This window comes from Nocardia sp. NPDC101769 (genome assembly GCF_044766925.1).
Classification (GTDB): domain Bacteria; phylum Actinomycetota; class Actinomycetes; order Mycobacteriales; family Mycobacteriaceae; genus Nocardia.
This window is the reverse complement of the sequence record NZ_JBIWMX010000029.1, coordinates 900-18,522: the sequence shown is the minus strand read 5'-3', so window position 1 is coordinate 18,522 and position 17,623 is coordinate 900. Positions and strand designations below refer to the sequence as shown.

Annotated in this window: 15 protein-coding genes and 2 pseudogenes; 6 read left to right on the top strand and 11 right to left on the bottom strand. The window is 69.4% G+C overall.

Annotated features, from left to right (window positions below; genetic code table 11):
* Nucleotides 1-9: 9 nt before the first annotated feature.
* The 3 genes from ACIRRA_RS34155 to der all read left to right on the top strand — a co-directional run bounded on the left by ACIRRA_RS34155 (nt 10) and on the right by der (nt 3,739).
* A complete protein-coding gene (locus tag ACIRRA_RS34155; RefSeq protein WP_402776807.1) occupies nt 10-1,593 on the top strand; it encodes a pseudouridine synthase in 1,584 nt (527 codons plus the stop codon).
* 65 nt (nt 1,594-1,658) lie between these two features.
* Nucleotides 1,659-2,327 carry a (d)CMP kinase gene (cmk, locus tag ACIRRA_RS34150; protein WP_402776984.1) on the top strand — a complete coding sequence of 223 codons (669 nt, stop codon included), beginning with the start codon at nt 1,659-1,661 and terminating at the stop codon, nt 2,325-2,327.
* A complete protein-coding gene (gene der, locus ACIRRA_RS34145; RefSeq protein WP_402776806.1) occupies nt 2,324-3,739 on the top strand; it encodes a ribosome biogenesis GTPase Der in 1,416 nt (471 codons plus the stop codon). Before cmk ends, der begins: the two co-directional genes overlap by 4 nt.
* A gap of 66 nt (nt 3,740-3,805) precedes the next feature.
* Here der and xerD read toward each other — a convergent pair whose 3' ends face one another.
* From xerD to steA, 5 genes are all read right to left on the bottom strand, one after another.
* On the bottom strand, nt 3,806-4,726 hold the full coding sequence (gene xerD / locus ACIRRA_RS34140; protein WP_402776804.1) for a site-specific tyrosine recombinase XerD: 921 nt from the start codon (nt 4,724-4,726) through the stop codon (nt 3,806-3,808).
* Nucleotides 4,727-4,827: 101 nt separating this feature from the next.
* Nucleotides 4,828-5,481, bottom strand: a complete 654-nt coding sequence (locus ACIRRA_RS34135; RefSeq protein ID WP_402776802.1) for an NUDIX domain-containing protein — start codon at nt 5,479-5,481, stop codon at nt 4,828-4,830.
* Nucleotides 5,482-5,576: 95 nt separating this feature from the next.
* The gene (locus ACIRRA_RS34130) at nt 5,577-7,304 is read right to left on the bottom strand and encodes a CTP synthase (protein WP_402776801.1); all 1,728 of its coding nucleotides are present in this window, start codon (nt 7,302-7,304) and stop codon (nt 5,577-5,579) included.
* A 152-nt stretch (nt 7,305-7,456) separates the two neighbouring features.
* On the bottom strand, nt 7,457-8,377 hold the full coding sequence (locus tag ACIRRA_RS34125) for a copper transporter (RefSeq protein WP_402776800.1): 921 nt from the start codon (nt 8,375-8,377) through the stop codon (nt 7,457-7,459).
* 6 nt (nt 8,378-8,383) lie between these two features.
* Nucleotides 8,384-9,595 carry a putative cytokinetic ring protein SteA gene (steA, locus tag ACIRRA_RS34120; protein WP_402776799.1) on the bottom strand — a complete coding sequence of 404 codons (1,212 nt, stop codon included), beginning with the start codon at nt 9,593-9,595 and terminating at the stop codon, nt 8,384-8,386.
* Nucleotides 9,596-9,769: 174 nt separating this feature from the next.
* Here steA and ACIRRA_RS34115 point away from each other — a divergent pair, with 174 nt between their 5' ends.
* The gene (locus ACIRRA_RS34115; RefSeq protein WP_354844850.1) at nt 9,770-10,189 is read left to right on the top strand and encodes an SRPBCC family protein; all 420 of its coding nucleotides are present in this window, start codon (nt 9,770-9,772) and stop codon (nt 10,187-10,189) included.
* A 96-nt stretch (nt 10,190-10,285) separates the two neighbouring features.
* Here ACIRRA_RS34115 and recN read toward each other — a convergent pair whose 3' ends face one another.
* From recN to ACIRRA_RS34095, 4 genes are read right to left on the bottom strand one after another with little or no spacing between them, the layout of a single operon-like run.
* Complete coding sequence (recN, locus tag ACIRRA_RS34110; protein WP_402776797.1) at nt 10,286-12,067, bottom strand: DNA repair protein RecN; 1,782 nt, start codon at nt 12,065-12,067, stop codon at nt 10,286-10,288.
* Complete coding sequence (locus ACIRRA_RS34105; protein ID WP_402776795.1) at nt 12,045-13,085, bottom strand: NAD kinase; 1,041 nt, start codon at nt 13,083-13,085, stop codon at nt 12,045-12,047. The genes recN and ACIRRA_RS34105 overlap by 23 nt, the downstream gene beginning before the upstream one ends.
* The gene (locus ACIRRA_RS34100) at nt 13,082-13,972 is read right to left on the bottom strand and encodes a TlyA family RNA methyltransferase (protein WP_402776793.1); all 891 of its coding nucleotides are present in this window, start codon (nt 13,970-13,972) and stop codon (nt 13,082-13,084) included. Before ACIRRA_RS34100 ends, ACIRRA_RS34105 begins: the two co-directional genes overlap by 4 nt.
* A gap of 1 nt (nt 13,973) precedes the next feature.
* The gene (locus tag ACIRRA_RS34095; protein ID WP_402776791.1) at nt 13,974-14,285 is read right to left on the bottom strand and encodes a hypothetical protein; all 312 of its coding nucleotides are present in this window, start codon (nt 14,283-14,285) and stop codon (nt 13,974-13,976) included.
* Between the two features lie 183 nt (nt 14,286-14,468).
* On the opposite strand from ACIRRA_RS34095, the pseudogene ACIRRA_RS34090 reads away from it, so the two are divergent.
* Nucleotides 14,469-14,645 (top strand): annotated as a pseudogene (locus ACIRRA_RS34090) (SAM-dependent methyltransferase); the annotation flags it as partial.
* Between the two features lie 455 nt (nt 14,646-15,100).
* Here the strand turns inward: ACIRRA_RS34090 and ACIRRA_RS34085 are convergent.
* A complete protein-coding gene (locus ACIRRA_RS34085; RefSeq protein WP_402776789.1) occupies nt 15,101-16,003 on the bottom strand; it encodes an HAD-IIA family hydrolase in 903 nt (300 codons plus the stop codon).
* 264 nt (nt 16,004-16,267) lie between these two features.
* Nucleotides 16,268-17,251 (bottom strand): annotated as a pseudogene (locus ACIRRA_RS34080) (hypothetical protein); the annotation flags it as partial.
* Here ACIRRA_RS34080 and ACIRRA_RS34075 point away from each other — a divergent pair.
* Nucleotides 17,162-17,623 (top strand): hypothetical protein (locus ACIRRA_RS34075; protein WP_402776996.1); only part of this gene is annotated, 462 nt, incomplete at its 3' end. The pseudogene ACIRRA_RS34080 and the gene ACIRRA_RS34075 overlap by 90 nt on opposite strands.

The window sequence follows — 17,623 nt, the reverse complement described above, 5'->3', positions numbered from 1 at the left end:
CAGGACAACGTGAATACACCCGCTCGCCGAGATGGCACACCGGATCGTAGGAAACGTGGCAGTGAACCGCCCCGCGGCGGTTCCCGGGCCGCCCGCGGCCGGACCGGAGACGACCGGTCCGCGCGCGGCGGCAGCTCGTACGGCGGAGGCTACGACGGCCCCGCGAACTCACGCGGCGGCGCCGCGAACACCCGTGGCGGCTCCGCGAATCGCGGCGGATCGCGCGGTGACTCGCCCTCGTGGGGCGGCAATTCCCGAGGCGACTCGCGCGGTGGCAGCGGCTCGTACGGCGGCGGACGCGGCGGCAGCGGGTCCTATGACTCGCGCTCCGGCGGATCCCGCGGCGGCTCGTACGGCTCGCGCGGTGCTTCCGGCTCACGCGGCGAAGGCTACAGCTCGCGCGGCGAGGGTTACGGCTCGCGTGGTGAGGGTTACGGCTCGCGTGGTGAGGGTTACGGCTCGCGTGGCGAAAGCCAGTGGGGCGGAGGCGGTTCGCGCGGTGGCGCGTCCTCCCGTGGCGGTTCCTCGTTCGGAAACTCCGCGCGCGGCAACCAGTCTCGCAGCGACTGGGGTTCCGATTCGCGTGGCGCCGGGCGTGGCGGCGACAGCCGTGGCGGCCAGTCGCGCACCGGATTCGGCTCTGACCGTGCCGGTTTCGGCCAGGATCGCAATGCGTCCCGCGGCCGGATCGGCGGTGGCAGCCCGCTGGCCCCGCACACCTCGCCGAACACCCCCGCCAAGAAGAAGGCCAAGCCGGTCAAGCAGGTCGTGGCTCCGGTCCTGATCAGCAATGCCAAGCCGGCGCGGCGCCAGCATGTGGACGCCGACGTGCAGGGCCCGAAGAAGCTGCCCTGGGGCGAGGGCGAGCGCCTGCAGAAGGTCCTCGCGAAGGCCGGGGTGGCCTCGCGTCGCGCGGCCGAGGAGATGATCGAGGCCGGCCGCATCGAGGTGGACGGCAAGATCGTGCGCGAGCAGGGCCTGCGCATCGATCCGCAGACCGCGGTGGTCCGGGTGGACGGCGTGCGCGTGGTGATCCGCGACGAGCAGGTGTACCTGGCTCTGAACAAGCCCAAGGGCTGGCAGTCGACCATGTCCGACGAGATGGGTCGCCCGTGCGTGGGCGACATCGTCGCCGAGCGGATCGCGGCCGGGCAGCGGTTGTTCCACGTCGGCCGCCTGGATGCCGACACCGAGGGCCTGCTGCTGCTCACCAATGACGGCGATCTCGCGCACCGGCTCATGCACCCGTCCTTCGAGGTGTCCAAGACCTACCTGGCCACGGTCAACGGCGAGGTCAAGAACCGCGAGGTCGGCAAGCTGCTCAAGGACGGCGTCGAGCTGGAGGACGGTCCCGCCAAGGTGGACCGGTTCCAGGTGCTCGAGGTCGGCCAGGGCAAGTCGCTGGTGAAGGTGGTGCTGCACGAGGGCCGCAAGCACATCGTGCGCCGCCTGCTGGCCGAGGTCGGCCACCCGGTGACCGCGCTGGTGCGCACCCACATTGGACCGGTCGCACTGGGCGATCAGCGGCCGGGCACGCTGCGTGTGCTGGGCCGGGACGAAATCGGGAAGCTCTACGAGGCGGTGTCGTTGTGAACGGTGTGGGAAGTCTGATCGACGCGACCGGCGCGCTGACCGGGTGGGCGCGGTTGGTCGTCGCCATGGACGGCCCGTCGGGCACCGGCAAGTCGAGCGTGTCGCGCTTGCTGGCGACCCGGCTCGAGGCCAGCTACCTCGACACCGGTGCCATGTACCGGGTGGCGACACTGCGCGTGCTGCGCACCGGCGTGGACCTGGACGACGCCGCGGCCGTCGCGATCGCGGTCAAGGACCTGCCGCTGATCATCGGCACCGATCCGAGCCGGGAGGTCATCCTGCTCGACGACGAGGATGTGTCGGACGAGATCCGCGGAAATGCAGTGACCAAGGCGGTGTCGGCGGTGTCCGCCGTGCCCGAGGTGCGCGAGCAGCTGGTGGCCTTGCAGCGGGACCTCACCGCGGCGGCGGGGCGAATCGTGGTCGAGGGCCGCGATATCGGCACCGTCGTGCTGCCCGAGGCCGATGTGAAGATCTACCTGACCGCCTCGGCCGAGGCCCGCGCCACGCGGCGAAACGCGCAGAACATCGCCGAGGGCCGGGGTGACGATTTCGCGGGTGTGCTGGCCGATGTGCAGCGCCGCGACACCCTGGATTCGACGCGCAAGGTGTCACCGCTGCGTCCCGCCGAGGACGCGGTGCTGGTCGACACCAGCGATCTGAACAAGAACGAGGTCATCGACGAGTTGTATCGCGTCGTGGCCGAACGGATTTCGGCGGGAGGCGGGCAGTGACGCAGGACACCTTCGCCGGTGATGGCATCTGGTCGGACGAATCCGACTGGGACATCGCCGAATTCGAGGGCGAGCAGGACGCCGAGCACATCCCGCTGCCGACGGTGGCCATCGTCGGCCGCCCGAACGTCGGCAAATCGACCCTGGTGAACCGCATTCTGGGTCGCCGCGAGGCCGTCGTGGAGGACATTCCGGGCGTGACCCGGGACCGGATCTCCTACGAGGCCACCTGGACCGGACGCCGTTTCCTGGTGCAGGACACCGGCGGCTGGGAGCCCGACGCCAAGGGCCTGCAGCAGTCGGTGGCCCGGCAGGCCGAGGTCGCCATGCAGACCGCCGACGCGATCGTCGTGGTGGTGGATGTCACCGTGGGCGCGACCTCCGCCGACGAGGCGGTGGCGAGGACGCTGCGCCGCAGCAAGACCCCGGTCATCCTGGTGGCCAACAAGGTCGACAACCAGAAGCTGGAGGCCGATGCGGCCGAGCTGTGGTCGATGGGCCTCGGTGAGCCGCAGCTGATCTCGGCCGCGCACGGTCGCGGCACCGGTGATCTGCTGGACCGCATTCTGGAGGTGATGCCCGAAACCCCGCGCGAGGGTACCGGTCTCACCGGCGGCCCGCGCCGTGTGGCGCTGGTCGGCAAGCCGAATGTGGGCAAGTCCTCGCTCTTGAACCGGCTGGCGGGCGAGGAGCGCTCGGTCGTCCACAATGTCGCGGGCACCACTGTCGACCCGGTCGACTCGCTCGTCGAATTGGGCGGCAAGCCCTGGCGTTTCGTGGATACCGCCGGCCTGCGCCGCAAGGTCAGCAATGCCAGCGGCCACGAGTTCTACGCGTCGCTGCGCACCAAGTCGGCCATCGAGGCCGCCGAGGTGGCGGTCATGCTGATCGACGCCTCGGAGCCGATCACCGAGCAGGATCTGCGCGTCATCTCCATGGTGGCCGACGCCGGCCGTGCCCTGGTGATCGCCTACAACAAGTGGGATCTGGTCGACGAGGACCGCCGCGAGATGCTCGAGCGCGAGATCGACCGCGAAATGGTCCAGGTCCGCTGGGCCCAGCGCGTCAATATCTCCGCCCAGACGGGTCGCGCCGTCCAGAAGCTCGTCCCCGCCATGGAAACCGCCCTGGATTCCTGGGACAAGCGCATCTCCACCGGCCGCTTGAACAACTGGCTCAAGGAGGTCATCGCCGCCACCCCGCCCCCGATGCGCGGTGGCCGCCTCCCCCGAGTCCTGTTCGCCACCCAGGCCTCCACCCGGCCCCCGACGTTCGTCCTCTTCACCACGGGCTTCCTCGAGGCCGGCTACCGCCGCTTCATCGAACGCAAGCTCCGCGAAGAGTTCAACTTCGACGGCTCCCCGGTCCGCGTGAACGTCCGCGTCCGCGAAAAGCGCGACCGCAAGAAGTAAGGCCCACGCGCCGAACGAAACCCAACGTCCGGGCGACGGATCCAACCGTCCCCCGGGCGTTCTCGTTCAGCGGGCGCGCGGATGTGCGGTGGCCCAGACCTCGTGGAGGGTGCCGACGGTGACCAGGGTGTAGATCTGGGTTGTTGTGACCGAGGCGTGTCCCAGGAGTTCCTGGACGACTCGGACGTCGGCGCCGCCGTCGAGGAGATGCGTAGCGAAGGAGTGGCGGAGGGTGTGCGGCGACACCTGGGCGGCGATACCGGCCCGCTCCGCCGCGGATTGCAGGACCTGCCAGGCGGTTTGGCGAGAGAGGCGGCCGCCGCGGTGGTTGAGGAACAGGGCGCTGTTGCCCTTGCCGCGGGTGGCGAGGGCGGGGCGGCCGCGGACCAGGTAGTTGTCGAGGGCGGCCAGGGCGGGCCGGCCGATCGGGACCATGCGCTGTTTGCCGCCCTTGCCGCGCAGGACCACCGCACGCTCGGCGGTGTCGATGTCGTCCACATCGAGCCCGACCATCTCGGAGATGCGAGCGCCCGTGGAGTACAACAACTCCAGGAGCGCCCGGTCGCGCAGCCCGCGCGGGCCGTCCGCGATGTCTCCTCCGGCGGCGTCGAGCAGGCGGGAAACCTGGTCGTACGGGAGGGCTTTCGGCAGTCTCCGGGCGGGTGTCGGCGGTTTCACCGGATGCGCCACATCCGCGTCGGTGATGCCTTCCGCCGTCGCGAACCGGTGCAGCCCGCGGACGGCGACCAGGGCCCGCGACGCCGACGAGGCCGCCAGTGCGGGATGCTCGGCGTCCCCCGACCGCAGCGACACCATATAGTCGGCAATGTCCGATTCGGCCACGCGGGCAAGCGTTTCCACTCCGCGCTCGGTCAAAAAGTACTGGTAGCGACCCAGATCCCGCCGATAGGCGCTGAGCGTATTGCGCGCGGCACCGCGCTCGACCGCCAAATGGTCGAGGTACGCGTCGATCTGCCGCTTCAGCACGGCTCACATCATTGCAGCCGCCACCGACGAACTCCCCGACCCGAACCCGGCGAAGCGAACAAGTTTCCCAATCGGGATCTACTGCCCTTCCCGATCGGGATCTACTGCGATGCCTCCCGGGCCTTGCGATCCAGGAAGGCGGTGGGCATCCCCGGCCAGGGCGCATCGGCGGGCCGCAGCCGAGCCCCGCTGGACCGGGCCGTCATCAGCGCGGTCACCCCGGCCACCGCGGTGGCATTGGTGATGTCACCCGCCAGGGCGGCCTGCACGGCCTCCGTCAACGGCATCCGCAGGATCTGGAGGTCGGCCTCCTCCATTTCCGGGTCCGGCCGGTCGATTTCGTAGAGCCCGGTCGCCAGATACACCCGCAGCGCCTCATCGGTGAACCCGGGCGAGAGCGCCACGTCGACCAGCACCGACCACTCTCGCGCGGCCAGCCCGGTCTCCTCGGCCAGCTCCCGCCGGGCCGCCTCGAGCGGATCCTCGCCCGCCTTGTCCAGCAGTCCGGCCGGCAGCTCGAGCAGCCGCCGACCGATCGGATGCCGGTACTGGTTGACCAGCACCAGATTGTCGTCGTCGTCCAGCGCCGCCACCGCGACCGCCGCGTGGTGCTCGATCACCTCCCGCTCGGCGACCTTGCCGCCGGGCATGACGACCTGGTCCAACCGCAGCGCCAGGATCGCGCCCGAGTACACCGTGCGACTGGACAGGACATCGAAATCGTGTGTGCCGGGAACCGGTTCCGAGGAGGTCATTCCAGAACCGTAGCGCGGATACCCGGGCAGAAACGAAACCGCCCGAGCACTCGTCGAATGCTCGGGCGGGCCGTGGAATCCCGATCAGGCGGGGATCACTTGGAGACCTTCTCGGCCTCCGCGGCGGGCACCCCGTCGGGAATCTCCACCGGAAGCCGTTCGGCGGCCTTGTATTCCAGCGCCGCCGAGATCAGCGCCGCGAACAGCGGGTGCGGGCGCGTCGGACGGGACTTGAGTTCCGGGTGCGCCTGGGTGGCGACCAGGAATGGGTGCTTGTCCTGCGGGTACTCCACGAACTCGACCAGGTGGCCGTTCGGGGAGGTACCGCTGAACTTCAGGCCGCTCTTGGCGATCTTGTCGCGGTAGGTGTTGTTGACCTCGTACCGGTGCCGGTGCCGCTCGGAGACCTCGGTCTCGCCGTATGCCCGCGCGACCAGCGAATCCTGCTGCAGCACAGCCGGGTACGCGCCCAGCCGCATGGTGCCGCCCAGATCGGCCTCGCCGGCCACGATCTGCTCCTGGTCGGCCATGGTCGAGATGACCGGGTACTTGGTGTCGGGCTCGAATTCCGCCGAGTTGGCGTCCTTCATGCCCACCGAGCGCGCCGCCTCGATGACCACGCACTGCAGACCCAGGCACAGGCCCAGCAACGGAATCTTGTGTTCGCGGGCGAAGCGGATGGCGCCCACCTTGCCCTCGATGCCGCGAATGCCGAAGCCGCCGGGGATCAGGATGGCGTCCACGTCGGCCAGGTGCGACCGCGCACCCGCCTCGGTCTCACACTCGTCGGACTGCACCCAGCGGATGTTCACCTTGGCCCGCGAGGCGAAACCGCCCGCGCGCAGCGCCTCGGTGACCGACAGGTAGGCGTCGGGCAGGTCCACGTACTTGCCGACCAGCGCGACGGCGACCTCTTCACGCGGGTTGTGCACGCGGTCCAGCAGATCGCCCCAGACCGTCCAGTCCACGTCGCGGAAGGGCAGCCCCAGCTTGCGAACGACGTAGGCGTCCAAGCCTTCCCGGTGCAGCACCTTCGGAATGTCGTAGATCGACGGCGCGTCCGGCGTGGAGATGCAGGCGTCCACATCCACGTCGCACATCAGCGCGATCTTGTTCTTCAGCGGCTGCGGCACCTCGCGGTCGCAGCGCAGGATGAGCGCGTCGGGCTGGATACCGATATTGCGCAGCGCCGCCACCGAGTGCTGGGTCGGCTTGGTCTTCAGCTCGCCCGAAGGACCCAGATAGGGCACCAGCGTGACGTGCAGGAAGAAGCAGTTGTCGCGACCCACCTCGTGGCGAATCTGCCGCGCCGCCTCGAGAAACGGCTGCGACTCGATATCGCCCACGGTGCCACCGATTTCGGTGATCACCACATCCGGCGTCTGCCCGTGCAGGTCCGGTCCCGTCATGGCGAGAATGCGACTCTTGATCTCATCGGTGATGTGCGGGATCACCTGCACGGTGTCACCGAGGTACTCGCCCCGGCGCTCCTTGGCGATCACCTTCGAGTACACCTGGCCGGTGGTGACATTGGCGTCCCCGGACAGATCGCGATCCAGGAACCGTTCGTAGTGGCCGACATCGAGGTCCGTCTCCGCGCCGTCCTCGGTCACGAACACCTCACCGTGCTGGAAGGGGTTCATGGTGCCGGGATCGACATTCAGGTACGGATCCAGCTTCTGCATCGTGACGCGGAGTCCGCGTGAAGTGAGCAGCTGACCGAGGCTGGAGGCGGTCAGACCCTTACCGAGTGAAGAGGCGACGCCACCGCTGACGAAGATGTGTTTCGTGGCCGCGCGCGCCGGAATCCGTGATTGACCCACGGGACTTCACGGTAACACGGATCGGCGACGCCGATCGCATGCCACGCATGTTGGTTGCCCGCGGTTGGCTCGATTCTGCGTGTCGCGGTCAACTTTTCCGATGTCGGCATCGACGTGGCCGGGGCTTTCCGCCGTACGGCCCTGCGCTCTGCTCAGTGCGGCATGGCCGCGACTGTGAGCGAGGTCGCCTTCGAACCCGTGCCGTAACGGCCGGTACCGCCGTTCAACTGCTCGGTGAGCCCGAGCACGGTGGTGATCCGGCCGATCTCACGATCGACATTGTCGACGGTCGTGACGGTCGACAGCCCGCCCTCGGACCGTGCCACCGCGATCGCTCCGGGCCCCTCGGCGGCCCCGTAGCGACCCGCCAGCACCACCCCGGCACTGTGGGACCGCAGACCCCCGGCGAACCGGGCGATGATGGTGCCGCGATTGTTCTCGTCGGCCCGCGCCCCGTCGCCGGTGACCACCACGGCCAGCTGGGCGGGCTGCACGTCGGCGAAGCTCAGGAAGCCCCCGCCACGCAGTGTCTCCAGGGCCAGGCCGCGCTCCTGCTGGGTGCCGCGCGGCTGCCCGCTGGCCGGATCGTCGAGCAGCACCTGGCCGAGCAGATCGCCCGCGAGGCTGCCCTGATCGACGGCGTCGACCCCGAGCCGCGCGCCGGCGGGGACCACGTTCAGCAGTGCGGTGCGGAGCCGGTCGCCCTCGGAGGAGTCGGTGAACGCACCGGTCAGGCCGATCCGGCCGGTGACCGTGGCGCCCGCGGTGGTGAGGGCCGCGGTGACGGTGTCGGCGTCGCCGCTGTCGGCGTCGGGGGTGGTGAAGACGAGTACCGCGCGGTTGGCCAGCGCGCCCGCCAGCAGCTTGCCCGCCGAACCCGACAGGAAGGCGTCGGCCGCCTTCACCTGTTCGTTCAGACGCCCGTTCTCGGCACGCAGGTCGTCGATCTGCTGCCGGTCGCCCGAGCCGGGAAACAACCCGTTGCCTTGCGTGCGGGTGCCCAGCACCACGCCGACCGCCAGGGCCAGAAATACCGCGGCGATCGAAATCGCGTGGTGGCGAAACGAAATCATCGGTCCCTACCTGTGTCGGTCCAATAGACCCTGTGCCCAGTGCGATCCGCGATGCCAGGTGTCGGCGGTCCAGGTCAGCGCCTCGACACCCATGTGGGTGGCCAGCAGCGCGACCATCAGGGCCACCAGCGCCGCGAGCACCACCAGCGCGACCGCCCAGCCGGAGCCCCGGTGGCGGTACAGCGAGGCAACGGCTTTCGCGTCCATGAGCTTGGTGCCCATTTTGAGGCGGGTCAGGAAGGTCGCCGGATTCGAATCGCGTCGGCCGCGGTCGAAGAAGTCGTCCAGCGAGACCGCCGCGCCGACGGTGACGATCAGCGACGCGCCGTGGTGATCCGCCAGCAACAGCGCCAGATCCGCGGGCGCACCCGAGGACGGGAAGGTGGTCGCGCCGATGCCCAGATCCTGGATGCGCTCCAAACCCTTGGCGTGGCCGTCGGTGTCGGCGGGCAGGATCACCTCCGCGCCGGACTTCAGCGTGGTGGCGGTGATCTCCTCCGGGTCGCCGACGATGAGGTCGGGCCGGTAGCCGTGGCGGGTCAGGGTGTCCGCGCCCCGGCCGACACCGATCAGGATCGGCGCGTACTCCTTGATGAACGGCTTGATGCGCTTGAGGTCGTCGATGTGCTCGGGACCGTCGGCCACCACCACGACATGCCGCTTCTTCATGTCGACTTCGACATCCGGCACGCCGATTCCATCGATGAGCAAGGAGGATTCGGTGCGGATGAACTCGATGGTGTTGCCGGAGAAGGCTTCCAGATGGTCTGCCAGCCCGTTGCGCGCCTCGATCATGCGCTCGGCGATGGCGGCCTCGGTGAGCTCGATGCCCTCGACGAGCGCCTCGGGTTCCTTCTTCGCCGGCTTGTCCGCGTAGACGACACCTTCCTCGACGCGAACCCGGGCGCCGTCCTTGATCTTCTTGAAGACGTCCGAGCTGACCGCGTCCAGCAACTGGATGCCATTGGCCACCAGCACTTCCGGACCGAGGTTCGGATATCGCCCGGAGATCGACGGCGAGGCGTTCACCACCACCGCCACCCGGGCTTCGACCAGCCGTTCGGCAGTGAGCCGATCCAGGTCCATCTCATCGAGCACCACCACGTCGCCAGGCCCCACGCGCTGGAGCAAACGCCTGGTGTTGCGGTCCACCCGGGCCATCCCGGCCAGACCCGGCAGCGTTTCGGTGTTACGCGACAACAGGGCCAGCATCTTCATAACGATCGATGATTGCCGCAAACTCTCAGCCATTGGTGGAGGCGCGCCGGTCAGGATCACCATTCGTCACAGTGATGCCGAATGAGCGGATCCTGCCGTTCCTCTCGCAGCTATCTTCTTACCGGGCGGTAAGGATATGCTCCGGACATCGGCACGAGAGGAGACAATGCCGTCATGGCCAGCACCACGGTTGATACCGTCCTACCCGCCCCGCGTGAGGTCGTCTACAAGCTCTTCACCGAGCGCGACAGCCTCAATGCCTTTCTGCCCATTCAGATTTCACTGAAGAAGCCGGGCATCGGGAGCCCGTCCGGCGTCGGCGCGCAGTACCACCTGGGCCTGGCCGGCATCGGCCCGACCGAGGAGACCACCGAGCTCGTCCCCAATGAGCGCATGGTCTACCGCGTCATCGCGGGCGCCCCGGTCAAGCGGCACGTCGGCACCATCAGCTTCTCCGACGCGCCGGGCGGCACCCGGGTCGTCTACACCATGGAGTCCGAGCCCAGCCTCCCCGTCCCCGCCCAGATCCTCGAGCCCGGCCTCCGCGCCCTCACCAACGCCCTCATCGGCGGAGTGCGCAAGGCGATCAAGTAACGCTCGGCCACCGCGCCTTCGGAGTCGGCGCGGCGGTACCGGAACAACCGGCCGGATCCTTCGCGGGCCCGGCCGGTTTTCTGTCTCTGTGCGCGGTTACTCGCCCGAGACCGCGGCGCCGACCTTCTCGGCGTCGGCGGTGGTGAGGAGTTCCCAGGCGTGAGCGCGGCCGGTTTCGGTGTCGCCCATGCCCGCCAGCATGCGGGCGAGTTCGATGACGCGTTCATCCTGGGTGAGGGCCTTGACGCCGGATTTGACGGCCTTGCCGTCGTCGAGCTTGTCGACCACCAGGTGGGTGTCGGCGAAGGCGGCCACCTGCGGCAGGTGGGTGACGACGATGACCTGGTGGGTGCGGGCCAGCCGGGCCAGCCGGCGGCCGATTTCGACGGCGGCGCGGCCGCCGACACCGGCATCGACCTCGTCGAAGACCATGGTGGTGCCATGTTCGGAGCTGGCGAGAACCACCTCCAGGGCCAGCATGATGCGGGAGAGCTCACCGCCGGAGGCACTCTTGCTCAGCGGCAGCGGATGCGCGCCGGAGTGGGCGGCCAGGCGGAACTCCACCTCGTCCACACCGGTGGAGCCGGCGTGCAGTTCCGTGCCGTCGATGACCAGCGGGGCCGAATCCTGCACACCCGCAAGGACGGGACCGACGCCGACCTCGAGCCGGGCACGACCCATGGCCAGACCGCCCAGCTCGGTGCTCACGGCCGACGCCAGCTTCCCCGCGGCCTTGCTACGGGCCGCGGTCAGCTTCTTGGCCGTTTCGCGCACCTTCTCGGCCGCGGTCTCGACATCCGCCGCCAGCGCCGCCAGCGCCTCCTCCGACACGTCCAGCGAAGCCAGGCGCGTACGCGCCTCCTCGGCCCACTTGATGACCCCGTCGATATCCGGCGCGTACTTGCGGGTCAGCGTCTTCAGCTCGGCCTGGCGAGTCAGCATGGACTCCAGCGCGCCCGGATCGGACGGCAGGTCCGACAGGTAGGAGCTGAGCTCGGTGGTCAGATCCACCACCACCGAAATCGCCTCGCCCAGACGGGGAGCCAGCGCGGTCAGGATCGGATCGTCGGAGGCTTCGATGCGGGCGCGCGCGGTACCCAGCAGATCCAGGGCGCCCGCGTCCTCACCCGGTGAATCGACCGGACCGGCCAGCGCGTCGTGCGCGGTGGAGGCCGCCTCGCGCAGCGAATCCAGATCCGACAGTCGGCGCACCTCGGCCACCAGGTGGTCATCCTCGCCGGGTTCCGGTGCGACGGCGTCGATCTCGGCCAGCGACTGCGTCAGATGGTCGGCTTCCAGGGCCAGTTCCCGGCTGCGCGCGGTCCGTTCGAGCAGCTGATTGCGCTTGTCCAGCCAGGCCTTTCGGGCCTTCTGGTACTTGGCCAGCAGCGGCGCCACCGCGTCGGAGGCGAACTGGTCCAGCGCGTGCAGCTGCTGGTCGGGCCGCTGCAGCCGCAGCTGATCGTTCTGCCCGTGCACGGTGAGCAGCGGGGTGGTGAAGTCCGCGAGCACCGCGGCCGGGACGCTGCGGCCACCCAGGTGAGCGCGGGAGCGGCCATCGGATCCGACCGTGCGGACGGCGATGATGCTGCCGTCGTCATCACGTTCGGCGCCGGTGGATTCCAGCACCTCCTCGACCTCGCCGAGGGCGCCGTCGTGCACCTCGTCCACGGTGAACCGACCCTCCACCACGGCCCGCGACGCCCCGAGGCGCACCCGTCCCGCGTCGGCGCGGGCACCGCTGAGCAAGTGCAGGCTCGTCACCACCATGGTCTTGCCCGCACCGGTCTCACCGGTCAGAACGGTCAAACCCTCGTGGAATTGTGCGGTGGCGGTGGAAATTACGCCCAGCCCGTCAATCCTGATCTCTGTCAGCACTCGTGCTCTCCGTTCGGCGGTCTTCGATCTCGCCTGCGCTCGGGCGCTCCGTGGTTACGCGCGCCGCCGCCTCCGCGCCTGACCGCGCAGACGGGCGGCCACGCCAGCCTGTCACGGGCAACTGGAATTTGCGCACCATCCGATCGGCGAACGGCGCGGAATCGAGCCGAACCCACCGCACCGGTTCGGTCCCGCGGACCGTCTCGACCCGGCCGCCCCGCGGCAGTGCGAGAGTGCGTCGGCCGTCGAGGAAAACGATCGCATCATGGCCCGTCGCAACGGTTTCCACCGCGATCAGCGAATTCGGGCTGGTCACCAGGGGCCGCGCGAACAGGGCGTGCGCATTGGACGGAATCACCAGCAGCGCTTCGAGTTCCGGCCACACCACCGGCCCGCCCGCGGAGAAGGCGTAGGCGGTGGACCCGGTCGGCGTGGCGATCAGCACACCGTCGCAGCCGAAGGCCGACACCGGCCGGCCGTCCACCTCGAGGACCACCTCCAGCACGCCCATGCGCGCCGCATTCTCGATGCTGGCCTCGTTCAACGCCCAGCCGCGCTCCACCACCGCATCGTCGACGCGCACGGTGACGTCGATGGTCATCCGCTCCTCGACGGTGTAGTCGCGCCGCACCACCTGGGACAGTGCCTCGTCCATGTGCTCGGCCTCGGCCTCGGTGAGAAAACCGATGCGCCCCAGATTGATTCCGAGCACCGGCACCGAGGCACTGCGGGCGAGTTCGGCCGCCCGCAGGAACGTCCCGTCACCGCCGAGCGCCAGCACCATCTCGGTGCCCACCGCCGCGTCGAGATCGTGTGCCATCACCCGCACCGGGTACCCGTCGGTCGCACCGTTGTCGTCGATGTCGAACCGGGTGCTGTACGCCTCGTCCTCGAGCACCCGCAGCCCCATCCCGGCCCCGCACAGGATCTTCGCGACCCGGTGCGCGGTATCGGTGATCTCCGGCCGTCCCGGATGCGCGACCAGCAGAACCTCCCTGGCCGGGCTAGCCACGTTCACTGTGGACCCTCCTGCACCGCACGCTCGATCAGCGCCGCCACACGCGCCGCCTCGTCTGCATCGTATGCGCCCCCACCGACGTCCGCGCCGTCACCGGTCGCACCGGGCTCGGTCTCGGGACGCTCCGGCGCGCCGGTCTCCTTGCGCAACCAGAGGAAATACTCGACATTCCCGGACGGACCGGGTAGCGGACTGGCCGTCACGCCACGCGTACGCAGCCCGAGTTTCGCTGCCGCGGCGGCGACTTCGCGCACCACCTCGGCGCGCAGGGCCGGATCCCGCACCACACCACCGGATCCCACGCGATCCTTACCCACCTCGAACTGCGGCTTCACCATGGGCAGCAGATCCGCGCCCGGCGCACAGCAGGCGGCCAGTGCGGGAAGCACCAGGCCGAGGGAGATGAACGACAGGTCGGCGACCACCAATTCGACGGTGCCGCCGATGAGTTCGGCCGTCAGCTGCCGCACATTGGTGCGATCGTGCACGCGGACGCGGTCATCGTTCTGCAGTCGCCAGATCAGCTGGCCGTATCCGACATCGGCGGCCACTACCTCCTTGGCTCCGCGCGACAGCAACACATCGGTGAATCCACCCGTTGACGCGCCCGCGTCCAGGCACCGCTTGCCCTCGACCGAAACGCCCTGCGGCTCGAACGCCTCGAGCGCGCCCAGCAGTTTGTGCGCGCCGCGCGAGGCCCACTGCACCTCGTCGGGTTCCTCCCGCACCAGCAGCGGCGTGCCCGCCTCGACTCCCGTCGCCGCCTTGGTGGCGACCGACCCATTGATCAGGACGCGGCCCGCGTTGATCAGCTCGACCGCGTGTTCCCGCGACCGCGCCAATCCGCGGCGAACCAGTTCCGCGTCCACCCGCGCGCGCCTGGCCACCTCAGATCTTGTCCACCGTGGCCAGGGCCTGAACCAGCACCTCGTGCGCCTGCTCCAGAATCTTGGCCCGCCGCACGATATCGGTGCCCTCCGAGTGCACACCAGGCGCGCCCGGGAAGCCCGGATTCGGTGCGCCCGCCGACAATTCGGCCAGCAGCGCGGCGACCTCCGCCTTGACCCGCTCCGGGTCGGCGAACTCCTGATTCGCACCCGGCAGATGCTGCCCGGGCAACGGCGTCCCGGGACGGGGCCCCGGCGTCCCGATAGGGGATCCCGGCGCGGGAAACTGCGGGCGAGGCGTGGGCATAGTCATCGTGGCGACAACGCTACCCGAACTCGCATTCGAACACACGTACCCCACCGCGTACCGATCCACCCGCCGACCGGCCCCGGCTGCGTTGCCCGCCCCACTCTCCCGCGTGTCCCGGAAAACCGCTCGTGGGCGGCCGACAGCATGAGGCAAATGGACAGCGACTTCGAGAAGCTGATAGCCGAGGCCCCGACCTTCCCGCCGACCATGGTCGCCACCGTGTCGTCGCCGCCCGATCCGGCGAAGGCGGCCCGGCTGCTGCACCCGCGCGGCGCGGTGGTCGTCGCCGACCCGGACGAACCGCCACTCCCCTTCGCCGGCGCTGCCTTCGACTTGGTAACCGGCCGTCATCCCGCGACCGTTCGAGGCGCGAAAACCGGTGCGAGACTTCACAATAACGAGCTGTCGAGGTCATCGATCGCCGGGCACGAGGTCACCCTCGAACCCGGCAGTGCCCGTGGACATTCCGCGTCCTGGTCGATGCGCGGCCGAACCCGATGACCCTGATCACCATCGACAGGGGCTACAGCAATAGGCGCCCAAACGGCTACAAATATGTGGCCGAACCGGTTCCAGCCGAATCGATCAAGACGGTGGCCGGATGGGGCACGCTACGGAACCTCCGGGCGACGTCCGATTCCGGCCTACCAGCCCTGCAGGGCACGCTGGAAGAAGGCAGCGCCGAGAGCTACAACACCGTCGTGAAGTTCGAGGAGTCCGTGCGTATCGAGTTCACCGCGGACCTGTCGGCCGCGGAGGTCACCGTGGACAACTTCTCCGACGGCGCGACCTGTGCCGGGCCCGCGGCAAGTCCTCGACTACACCCGAGGCGTCGAGGAGACCCGGATGGCACGGCCCGGGGCCGCGTCCAGACGCGCCGTGATCTCCTTCGCGATGTCTCCGGCGCCCGGCACGACCGGATCGAGGTCGGCGACAGGGTGATTCAGCGCGTCGAGGGATTCGGCGAGGTAGGTCGGCATGCGATCCGAGGGCTGGGTGTCCAGATCCTCGAGCGTGCTCACGCCGGTGAGCACCATCAAAGACTCCAGGCCGGTGGCGTGCGCGCCGTCGATATCGGTGTCGAGGCGGTCGCCGACCACCAGGGCGTCGCGGGTACCGGCCCGCTTGAGCGCATCCTCCATCAGCGGCGCGTACGGCTTGCCCGCCACGATCGGCTCCAGGCCCGACGCCTGCCGGAGCGCCGCGACCATCGAGCCGTTACCGGGAGCCAGGCCACGCTCGGTGGGGAGCGTGGCGTCGGTATTGGCGGCCACCCACAGCGCCCCGGCCCGGAGTGCGTAGGCGGCCTCGGCCAGGTCCGCCCACGCGGTCTGCATCGAATGGCCCTGCACCACAGCACTCGGCGCCAGGCCGTCGAATCGGCGGACCGCCTGCAGGCCGACATTCTCCACCTCGGCCATCAGGTCATCGGTGCCGACCACCAGCACCGTCGACCCCGGCGCGATCCGCAGCGCCAGCAGCCGCGCGGCCGCCTGCGCGCTGGTCACCACTTCGTCCTCGTGGGCGTCGAAACCGAGCTCCCGCAGGTGGAAGGCCACCGCGTCGGCCGAGCGGCTCGCATTGTTGGTGACGTACATCAGGCGCTGTCCCGGATCGCCCGCCGAAAGTGCTTCCGACGCACCCGGAATCGGCTCGTGGCCGCGGAACAGCGTTCCGTCCAGATCCAACAGCAATGCCTCGAACCGATCCCGCAGTCGCATTACGCCGTCCCTCTCGTCACTCTTCACAGAAACAAAAACGACCGTGCGGCTGCGCTGTTGCGCTGCCGCACGGTCGAAATCACTTGCCGGTCCTCAGTTCTCGGAGCCGTCTGCGGGCTTACCGGAACCATCCGCGGCTTTCTCTGACGGCTCCGACTCGGCGGCGGTGTCCTGGGCGGCGGAATCCTCCTCCGCCGCAGCGGAATCCTCGTCGCCGTCCTCGTCGCCGTCGAACGCCGCGGTCCAGTCCGCGCCGCCGTCACCATCGTCGGAGAGTTCGGCGGCGCGGTCCTCGGCGTCGGTCTCGCCGTCCAGGTCGGCGGAGGCGGCGTTCATGAACCAGGTCAGCGCTTCGTCTTCGCGACCGGCGGCCAGCAGGGCCTCGGCATAGGCGTAGAACAGGCGCGCGGCCGCGGAACCGGTGCGTACCGGGTCCAGCTCGGCGGTCTGCAAGGTGACCACCGCCTGGTCGAACTGCCCCAGATCAATCCGGGCGCCGGCGACCACGATGCGCAGCTCGGTGGCCTCGTCGCCCTGCAGGGCCCGGGCCTCATCGCTGCGGCCCAGCTCGATGGCGCGCTCGGGACGTCCCAGACCACGCTCACAGTCGGCCATGACGGCCAGCAGACCCGAGCCACCGGACATGCGGCGCGCGGTCCGCAGCTCCGACAGCGCCTCGGCCCACTCGCCCGCGTGATAGGCCGCGACACCGGCGGTCTCGCGCACCACCGCGATGCGGCCGGCCCGCTGCCGGGCGGCGCGCGCGTGCTCCAGCGCCAGCTCCGGATCCTCGTCCAGCAGCTGCGCCACCATGACCAGGTGCCGGGCCACCGACTCGGCATTGCCCTTGTCCAGGCTCAGCAGATCGCGACGCACCGCCGGCTCGAGATCGGAGGCCTGCACGTCGTCCGGCAGGTTCGGCTCATCGGGACGACCCGAACGCCGCTCCCCCGGTCGGCCGCCGCTGACCCGCGCGCCCTCGCCACCGCGGCGACGCTCCCCGCCCTCGAACGACCTCTCCGCACCCTTCGCGGCCCGCTCGACATCCTGCCCCGCGCCCGAGTACTCCGGACGCTCATCCGCGAACCCATTGCGCGCGAAGCCCTTCCGCTCCTCCCGCTCCCCACGGTCCCGGTCGGATCCCCGTCCTCCACCACGGTGTTCGCCACGGTTGAAACCGCCTTCACGACGGTCACCACGGTCGAAGCCACCCTCACGACGATCGCCACGGTTGAAGCCACCTTCACGGCGCTCGCCACGGTTGAAACCGCCCTCACGACGATCACCGCCGCGATCGAAGCCACCCTCACGACGGTCACCACGGTTGAAACCGCCCTCACGACGATCACCGCCGCGATCGAAGCCACCCTCACGACGGTCGCGATTGAATCCGCCTTCACGACGGTCACCACGGTTGAAGCCACCGTCACGATCGCCACGGTTGAAGCCACCTTCGCGGCGGTCACCGCGATTGAAGCCACCGGCACGGTCGCCGCCTCGGTTGAAACCGCCCTCGCGGCGCTCGCCACGGTTGAAACCGCCCTCACGACGATCACCGCCGCGATCGAAGCCACCCTCACGACGGTCGCGATTGAATCCGCCTTCACGACGGTCACCACG